Annotated in this window: 7 protein-coding genes; 5 read left to right on the top strand and 2 right to left on the bottom strand. The window is 71.6% G+C overall.

What is annotated here, in order from left to right:
• Positions 1–95: 95 nt before the first annotated feature.
• Positions 96–2,318: a transglycosylase domain-containing protein gene (locus ACFV2S_RS30715; protein WP_385566263.1), complete on the bottom strand. Its 2,223-nt coding sequence runs from the start codon at positions 2,316–2,318 to the stop codon at positions 96–98.
• Positions 2,319–2,582: 264 nt separating this feature from the next.
• Between ACFV2S_RS30715 and ACFV2S_RS30720 the strand changes: the two genes are divergently transcribed.
• Genes ACFV2S_RS30720 through ACFV2S_RS30730 form a run of 3 tightly spaced genes read left to right on the top strand, consistent with a single transcriptional unit; the run spans position 2,583 to position 6,156 of the window.
• Positions 2,583–3,107, top strand: a complete 525-nt coding sequence (locus ACFV2S_RS30720; protein ID WP_383789986.1) for a PadR family transcriptional regulator — start codon at positions 2,583–2,585, stop codon at positions 3,105–3,107.
• Positions 3,104–3,787: an ABC transporter ATP-binding protein gene (locus tag ACFV2S_RS30725; RefSeq protein ID WP_385566268.1), complete on the top strand. Its 684-nt coding sequence runs from the start codon at positions 3,104–3,106 to the stop codon at positions 3,785–3,787. The genes ACFV2S_RS30720 and ACFV2S_RS30725 overlap by 4 nt, the downstream gene beginning before the upstream one ends.
• Complete coding sequence (locus ACFV2S_RS30730; RefSeq protein WP_385566271.1) at positions 3,784–6,156, top strand: FtsX-like permease family protein; 2,373 nt, start codon at positions 3,784–3,786, stop codon at positions 6,154–6,156. The genes ACFV2S_RS30725 and ACFV2S_RS30730 overlap by 4 nt, the downstream gene beginning before the upstream one ends.
• A gap of 96 nt (positions 6,157–6,252) precedes the next feature.
• Here ACFV2S_RS30730 and ACFV2S_RS30735 read toward each other — a convergent pair whose 3' ends face one another.
• Entirely contained in the window at positions 6,253–7,227 is a 975-nt protein-coding gene (locus ACFV2S_RS30735) for a LysR substrate-binding domain-containing protein (protein ID WP_385566275.1), read from the bottom strand.
• 132 nt (positions 7,228–7,359) lie between these two features.
• Between ACFV2S_RS30735 and ACFV2S_RS30740 the strand changes: the two genes are divergently transcribed.
• Entirely contained in the window at positions 7,360–7,914 is a 555-nt protein-coding gene (locus ACFV2S_RS30740; protein ID WP_383789996.1) for a peroxiredoxin, read from the top strand.
• 12 nt (positions 7,915–7,926) lie between these two features.
• Positions 7,927–8,460, top strand: coding sequence for an alkyl hydroperoxide reductase (locus ACFV2S_RS30745; RefSeq protein ID WP_361396014.1), 534 nt, complete (start codon positions 7,927–7,929; stop codon positions 8,458–8,460).
• Positions 8,461–8,578 lie beyond the last annotated feature (118 nt).

Here is an 8,578-nt window from a genome sequence, read left to right on the forward strand (position 1 = left end):
TTTTCCGGCGCCCCCGTGCTTGCGCGGGGCCGCGGGTTTTAGCGGTCCCCCTCCTCCGCCGGCCCTGCGGGTCCTCCGCCCCTCCTTCTCGTACGTCAGCGGGGCGGGCTCCCCGTGCTGTTCGCGTCGGGCCCGCCGCCGGCGTCCGGCGGCTGGACCGACGTCGGCGGGGCCGTCGGCTCCTGGGTCTGGGTCGGCTCCTGGGTGGGCTCCGGCGGCGTGGTGGCCGGGTCGGTCGTGGGCTGCGGCGGCGTGGTGGCCGTCGAGGTCGGCGGGGACGTCGGGTCCGGGGAGGCCGTGGTCGGCTCCTCGGTCGGCTCCTGGGTCTCCGGGGCCTCGGTGGTCGGGGTGGGGTCCGGGGTCGTGCCGTCGCCGGGGGCTCCGCCCTCGGTCTCCAGGTCGAAGGAGGCGTCCGAGCCGCCGTTCAGCGCGCGCTCGGTGTAGTCGCCCCAGATCTGGGCGGGCGTGCGGCCACCGTTGGCGCGGCCGGGGTTGATGGTGTCGGTGAGGGTGACCTGGTTGCCCTTGGCGTCCTCGCCGAAGAGGCCGACGGCGGTGACGAGTTCGGGGGTGTATCCGACGAACCAGGCGGAGCGGTTGTTCTCGGAGGTGCCGGTCTTGCCGGCGGCCTCGTAGTCGCCGGCGGCGCGGAAGCCGGAGCCGCTCTTCACGACGCCCGTCATGGCCTGGGTGGCGGTGTCGGCGGCCTCGCGGCTGATGACCTGCTCGCCGATCGCCGTGCCGCCCTGGACCGTGCGGTCCTTGTGGGTGGCGGTCTTCACCAGGGTCGGGGTGACCTTCTTGCCGTGGTTGTCGAGCGTGGCGTAGGCACCGGCCATGTCCATGGTCGAGGCGCCCATGGTGCCGAGCGAGATGGCGGGGGTCTGCGGGAAGTCCGCGCCGTCCTTCATGCCGAGGGCGAGGGCGGTCGCCTTGGCCTTGGCCGGGGTGACGTCGACGATCATCTGGGCGAAGACCGAGTTGATCGAGCTGTTGGTGGCCTTCTGGACGGTGACGGGGCCGTAGCTCTCGTCGTCCTCGTTCTCCGGCGCGAACGCGATGGGGCTGCCGACGACCGGCCGCTGGCTGGTGCCGTCGTAGACGGTGCCGAGGCCGATCCTGCGGCCGTCCTGGGTGGTCGCGCGGTTGTCGACGGCGGAGGCGAGGACGATCGGCTTGAAGGTGGAGGCGGGCTGGTAGTCGCGGCGGGTCGCGTTGGACATCCAGTGCTCGGTGGCGCCGACGCCGCCGTACATCGCGACGACCGCGCCGGTCTTCGGGTCGACCGAGGTGGCGCCGGCCTGGACGGTGGCCTGCTTCTTGTCGCCCTTGCGATCGAGCTTGGACTCCAGCTGCTTGTCGACCGCCTTGACGAGGTCCTTCTGCTTCTTGTCGTCGATGTTGAGGGTGATCGTCCAGCCGCCGGCCTTGATGTCCTCCTCGCTGACGCCCTGGCGCATCAGCTCCTGGTTGGCGGCCTCGACGATGTAGCCGGTCTGGCCCTCCATGCCGGGGGCGGGCTTGGGCTTCTGCGGCACGGGGAACTTCATGCCGGCGCGCTCGGAGGGGCTGAGCCAGCCCTCGCCGACCATGTTGTCGAGGACGTAGTTCCAGCGCTCCTCGACGAGCTTGCGGCCGGTGGCGTTGGCGGAGGTCCAGTCGTACTGGTTGGGCGCCTGGAGCAGCGAGGCGAGGTAGGCGCCCTGCGCGGTGGTGAGCTGGGTGGCGTCGACGCCGTAGTACGAGCGGGCGGCGGCCTGGACACCGTAGGCGCTGCGCCCGTAGTAGCTGGTGTTCATGTACCCGGCGAGGATCTCGCTCTTGCTCGACTTCTGGTCGACCTTGATGGCTATGACCATTTCCTTGAGCTTGCGCGTCGCGGTCTGGTCCTGGCTCAGGTAGAAGTTCTTGACGTACTGCTGGGTGATGGTCGAGCCACCCTGCTTGCCCTTGCCGGTGATGGTGTTCCAGGCGGCGCGGGTGGTGCCCTTGATGTCGACGCCGTTGTCCTTGTAGAAGGTCTTGTTCTCGGCGGCGACGAACGCCTGCTGGACCTTCAGGGGGATCTTGTCGAGGCCGACGATCTCGCGGTTGATCTTGCCCGTACGGGCGAGGATCTTGCCGTTCGAGTACTTGTAGATGTTGCTCTGCATCGTCGCCTCGGCGTTGGCCGACGGCACCGGGACCAGCAGGTAGACGACGTAGAGGGCGCCCATGCCGAGCAGGCAGAACACGAAGAAGGTGCCCAGGAGCTTCTTCCAGGTGAAGAGGCGGCGTATGCCGCGCTTCTTCGCCTTGCCCTTGTCCGGTCGGCCCATGTGTCCAGTCGCTCCTCGTCGTGTGTCCGGCGCCCTCGGTGCTGAGCCCGTGCGCGCCGGATCAGCTCAGCAAGCTAACACCGGCGAGGCGGACAAAGGACAACCGATCACGTCTTTTCCGGACGTGAGAATCAGCACCCACGCCCAGAGGAACCGACGCTCGAAAAGACCGGATGGTTGCGTGAGGGATCCGTTCCGCTTGGTGACGGAACGCCGGACCCGTAGCTATACATCGTGCGTATACACCCCGTGTACAGTGGCGGCATGTCCATCGGTCACACCCTGCTCGGACTCCTGGAGTCCGGGCCGCGCCACGGCTACGACCTCAAGCGCGCCTTCGACGAGAAGTTCGGCCAGGACCGGCCGCTCCACTACGGCCAGGTCTACTCGACGATGTCCCGGCTCCTGAAGAACGGCCTGGTCGTCGTCGACGGCATCGAGGCCGGAGGCGGCCCCGAGCGGAAGCGGTACGCCATCACCGAGGCCGGCATCACCGATGTCGCCCAGTGGCTCGCCACCCCCGAGAAGCCGGAGCCGTACCTCCAGTCCACGCTCTACACCAAGGTCGTCCTCGCCCTGCTCACCGGCCGCGGGGCCGCCGACCTCCTCGACACCCAGCGCGCCGAGCACCTGCGCCTGATGCGCGAGCTCACCCGGCGCAAGCGCGACGGCGACCTCGCCGACCAGCTCATCTGCGACCACGCCCTCTTCCACCTGGAGGCGGACCTGCGCTGGCTCGAACTGACCGCCGCCCGCCTCGACGCGCTCGCCGAGGAGATCCACCGATGAGCTCCACCCCGCTGCTCCGCGCCACCGGCCTGGACAAGACCTACGGCCCGACCCCGGCGCTCGCGGGCGCCGACTTCGCCCTCCGGGCCGGCGAGGTCGTCGCCGTCATGGGCCCCTCCGGCTCCGGCAAGTCGACGCTCCTCCACTGCCTGGCCGGCATCGTGCGCCCCGACGCCGGGACCATCACCTACGACGGCCGCGAGCTCACCGCGCTCTCCGACGGCGCGCTCAGCTCCCTGCGCCGCACCGACTTCGGCTTCGTCTTCCAGTTCGGCCAGCTCGTCCCCGAGCTGACCTGCGTGGAGAACGTCGCCCTCCCGCTCCGCCTCAACGGCGAGAAGCGGAAGGCCGCCGAGGGGAGGGCCGCCGAGTGGCTCGCCCGCCTGGAGGTCGACTCCGTCGCGGGCAAGCGCCCCGGCGAGATATCCGGCGGCCAGGGCCAGCGCGTCGCCGTCGCCCGCGCCCTCGTCAGCGCGCCGCGCGTGATCTTCGCCGACGAGCCGACCGGCGCGCTCGACTCCCTCAACGGCGAGCGGGTCATGCGGCTCCTCACCGACGCCTCCCGGGACACCGGCGCCGCCGTCGTCCTCGTCACCCACGAGGCCCGGGTCGCCGCGTACTCCGACCGCGAGGTCGTCGTCCGGGACGGTTCGGTACGGGACGCGGAGTGGGCGGCATGAGCCTCGGCACCTGGGCCCGCGACCTGACGCTGGGCGCCCGGTTCGCGGTCACCGGCGGCCGCTCCGGCCTGCTCCGCACCGCGCTGACCGCGACCGGCGTCGGCTTCGGCGTGGCACTGCTGCTGCTCGCCGCCTCCTTCCCGAACATGCTCTTCCAGCGGGAGGTACGGGAATCGGTCCGCGCCGTCGACGCCAGTCAGACGGTCGACGCGCCGCGCGCCGACTCCTTTCTCCACCTCACCCGGAACACCGTCTACCGGGACGACACCATCAGCGGGCTGCTGCTGCGCCCCGAGGGCGACCGGCCCCCGCTCCCGCCGGGCGCGCCGGCCTTTCCCGGGACCGGCGAGATGCTGGTCTCCCCCGCGCTCGGGAAGCTGCTCGACTCCTCCGGGGGCGCCCTCCTCAGGGAGCGGCTCCCCTACAAGGTCGTCGGGACGATCGGGCAGGCCGGACTCATCGGCCCGGCCGACCTGCGGTACGTCGCCCACGTCGACTTCCTCGACACCGACAACTTCGACGGGCGCGGCGTGCGCTACGGCTGGTCGGTGCCCGAGGAACCGATGAACGGCTTCCTGATCCTCCTCGTCGTCGTCGCCTGCGTCGTCCTGCTGCTGCCCGTCCTGGTCTTCGTCGCGACCGCCGTCCGCTTCGGCGGCGAGCAGCGCGACCGGCGGCTCGCCGCGCTGCGGCTGATCGGCGCGGACACCGCCATGACCCGGCGGATCGCGGCCGGCGAGTCCCTCGCGGGCGCGCTGCTCGGGCTCCTGGTGGGCCTCGGCCTCTTCGCGGTGGCACGGCAGTTCGCCGGCGCCTTCACCATCTGGGACGTCAACGCCTTCCCCGGCGACGTCGTGCCGATGACCGGGCTCGCCGTGCTCGTCCTCGCCGTCGTCCCCGTCTCCTCGGTCGTGGTGAGCCTCTTCGCGCTGCGCGGCGTGGCGATCGAACCGCTCGGCGTCGTGCGGGCCGCCACCCCGCGCCGCCGCCGGGTGTGGTGGCGGCTGCTGCTCCTGGTGGCCGGCGTGGCGGTCCTGGTCCCGCGCATCGGGGACGTCGAGCTCAGCGACACCAGCATCGACACCGTGAGCGTCGTGACCGGCACCACGCTCGCCCTGATCGGCCTCACCAGCCTTCTGCCGTGGCTCGTCGAGGCGGGCGTGAAGCGGCTGCACGCCGGGCCGGTGGCCTGGCAGCTCGCGGTCCGCAGGCTCCAGCTGAGCAGCGGCACGGCGGCCCGCGCGGTCAGCGGCATCGTGGTCGCGGCGACCGGGGCGATCGCGCTCCAGATGCTCTTCCAGGCGATGGAGCACGAGTTCACGCAGGTCAGTGGCGAGGACACCGGCCGCGCCCAGATCACGATCGGCACCGACGCCCGGACCCCCGGCGAGGCCCGCGCGGTGATCGACCGCGTCGCGCGGACCGAGGGCGTCGCCGGAGTGATCGGCATCGTGGAATCGAGGGTGTGGCGGCCCGGTCCGCTGAAGGGCGGCGAGGAGTTCGCCCCCACGACCTCGCTCCGGGTCGGCGACTGCGCCTCCCTGCGGGAGTTCGCCACACTGCCCTCCTGCGAGGACGGCGACGTCTTCGTCTTCCTCGCGCACGGCGCGCAGGGCAACCCGGACGACACGATCGTCACCAAGGCCGCCCGGCCCGGCGCGCCGGTCGCCCTGCGCGACCCGTATCCGCACCCGGACGCGCCGAAGCGTCCGAACGACGGCCCGGTGCCGCAGTGGCGGATCCCCGCCACCGCCAAGGTCGTGGACTCCCGCCCGGACCCCACCGGCATGTACCAGTTCGGGGTCCTCGCCACCCCGTCGGCGGTCGGCGACGCCCCGCTCGACGAACCCGACGCGCAGGTCATGGTCCGGCTCGACCCGGCCGTGCCCGACGCCGCCGACCGCGTGCGGAACGCGGCGGACGCCATCGACCCGACGTCCTGGGTGCGCACCCTGAAGGACACCGAGCGGGACGCGGCGTTCTCCAGCGTCCGCACCGGCATCCTCGTCGGCTCCACCCTGACGATGCTCCTGGTGGCGGCCTCGCTCCTGGTCGCGACCCTGGAGCAGCTCAGGGACCGCAAGCGGCTGCTCTCCTCGCTGGTGGCCTTCGGCACCCGGCGCTCGACCCTGAGCTGGTCGGTGCTGTGGCAGACGGCGGTGCCGATCCTCCTCGGACTGCTCCTGTCCGTGGCGGGCGGTCTCGGCCTCGGGGTGGTCCTGCTGAAGATGGGCGGCCAGCGGGTCGAGGACTGGTGGGGATTCCTGCCCGTCGTCGGGATCGGCCTCGGGCTGATCGCGGCGGTGACCCTGCTGAGCATGCCGGTGCTGTGGCGGCTGATGCGGGCGGACGGGCTGCGTACGGAGTAACCCGTCGTTCGCGTGTACGAGGGGGCGTCGGTTCCCGGCATCGGGGGGTGCCGGGAGCGGACGCCCCCTCACCCGTACGGGACGACGCGTACGGGGTCAGGCCCCGGCGCCCAGGACGCGGACCGGAAGCCCCTCCATCGCGCCGCGCAGGGCCTGCGCGAGCTCCTCGAACTCGGCGTGCCGGGCCGCGCCCGTCCGCATCGCGAGGGCGATCCGCCGCGAGGGCGCCGGTTCGGCGAACCGCCCGGTCCACAGGGCGGTGTTGCGGGCGGTCTCGACGGTCACGGCGGTGCGCGGCAGCAGGGTCACCCCGAGACCGCCGGCGACCAGCTGGACCAGGGTGGCGAGCCCGGCGGCGGTGGTGGTGACCTCGGCGCCGTCGGTGCGCCCGGCCTCCCGGCAGATGTCGAGGGCCTGGTCGCGCAGGCAGTGCCCCTCGTCGAGGAGCAGCAGCCGCAGTTCCCTGAGGGCCTCGCGCGGGATGTCGTCCCGCCCGGCCAGCTGGTGACCCTCGGGGGTGACCAGGACGAAGTCCTCGTCGAAGAGGGGGAGTTCGGTGACGCCGGGGACACCGAGCGGCACGGCGAGCAGCAGCAGGTCGAGCCGCCCGGCGGTGAGCCCCTCCAGGAGCGAGGAGGTCTGCTCCTCGTGGACCTGGAGGTCGAGCTCGGGGTAGCGCCGGTGGCCGAGCCGCAGGACGGTGGGCAGCAGGTAGGGCGCCACGGTGGGGATCACGCCGAGCCGCAGGACGCCGGTGAAGGGCGCCTGGGCCGCCTCCGCCTCCTCCATGAGTTCCGCCACCGCGTCGAGGACGTTCCGGGCGCGGGCGGCGAGCCGCTCCCCGGCGGGCGAGAGCAGCACCTTCCGCGTCGTACGCTCGAGAAGCTGGACACCGAGTGCCTCTTCGAGGGTCGAAACCGCGCCCGAGAGGGCGGGCTGACTCATGCCGATGGCGGCCGCCGCGTCGCGGAAGTGCAGATGCTCGGCGACCGCCACGAAGGCCCTGAGCTGGGAAAGGCTCGGCTGCCTGCCGCGGTGCGGGCCGTGCGGGGTGCTGTACGGGGATGCCACTGATAACCACCTTCGATCAACACGACCCACTCTAGCTATTTCACTGATCAATGCACTCCGTGCCATGCTGTGAGCCGTCCAACCCCCACGGAAGACCCCAAAAGGGACCCTTCCTGCCTGCGAGGAGAGCGCGTGCTCACTGTCGGTGACAAGTTCCCCACCTACGACCTGACCGCCTGCGTGTCGCTGGAGAGCGGCAAGGAGTTCGAGCAGATCGACCACAAGGCCTACGAGGGCAAGTGGCGCGTGGTGTTCTTCTGGCCGAAGGACTTCACCTTCGTCTGCCCGACCGAGATCGCGGCGTTCGGCAAGCTGAACGACGAGTTCGCCGACCGTGACGCCCAGATCCTCGGCGTCTCCGGCGACTCGGAGTTCGTCCACCACGCCTGGCGCAAGGACCACGCCGACCTGCGTGACCTGCCCTTCCCGATGCTGGCCGACTCGAAGCACGAGCTCATGAGCGACTGCGGCGTCCGCGGCGAGGACGGCTTCGCCCAGCGCGCCGTGTTCATCGTGGACCCGAACAACGAGATCCAGTTCGTCATGGTGACCGCCGGTTCCGTCGGCCGTAACCCCAAGGAGGTCCTGCGGGTCCTCGACGCCCTGCAGACCGACGAGCTGTGCCCCTGCAACTGGAACAAGGGCGAGGGCACCCTCGACGCGGCCGCCCTCCTCTCCGGCGAGTAAGGGCGGTCCGACATGGCTCTCGACGAACTGAAGTCCGCCATACCGGACTTCGCCAAGGACCTGAAGCTGAACCTCGGTTCGGTCATCGGCAACAGTGACCTCCCGCAGCAGCAGCTGTGGGGCACCGTCCTCGCCTGCGCGATCGCCTCGCGCTCGCCGAAGGTGCTCAGGGAGCTGGAGCCCGAGGCCCAGGCGAACCTGAAGCCCGAGGCGTACCAGGCCGCCAAGTCCGCCGCCGCGATCATGGCGATGAACAACGTCTTCTACCGGACCCGGCACCTGCTGTCGGACCCCGAGTACGGGACGCTGCGCGCCGGCCTGCGGATGAACGTCATCGGCAACCCGGGCGTCGAGAAGGTCGACTTCGAGCTGTGGTCGCTGGCCGTCTCCGCGATCAACGGCTGCGGCCAGTGCCTGGACTCGCACGAGCAGGTCCTGCGCCAGGCCGGCGTCGACCGCGCCACGATCCAGGAGGCCGTCAAGATCGCCGCGGTGATCCAGGCGGTCGGCGTCACCCTCGACGCGGAAGCGGTCCTCGCCGAGTAGTCGGCGCGGTCGTACGAGAAGGGCCCCGGGGCGGGGGGGTATGCGCCGCGCCGGGCCCCCGCGACACGCAGCGCGCGGGGGGGGGGGGGGTCGGGGGGGGGGGTGTGTGGGTGTGGGG

The sequence above is a fragment of the Streptomyces sp. NPDC059695 genome, from assembly GCF_042733785.1.
Classification (GTDB): domain Bacteria; phylum Actinomycetota; class Actinomycetes; order Streptomycetales; family Streptomycetaceae; genus Streptomyces.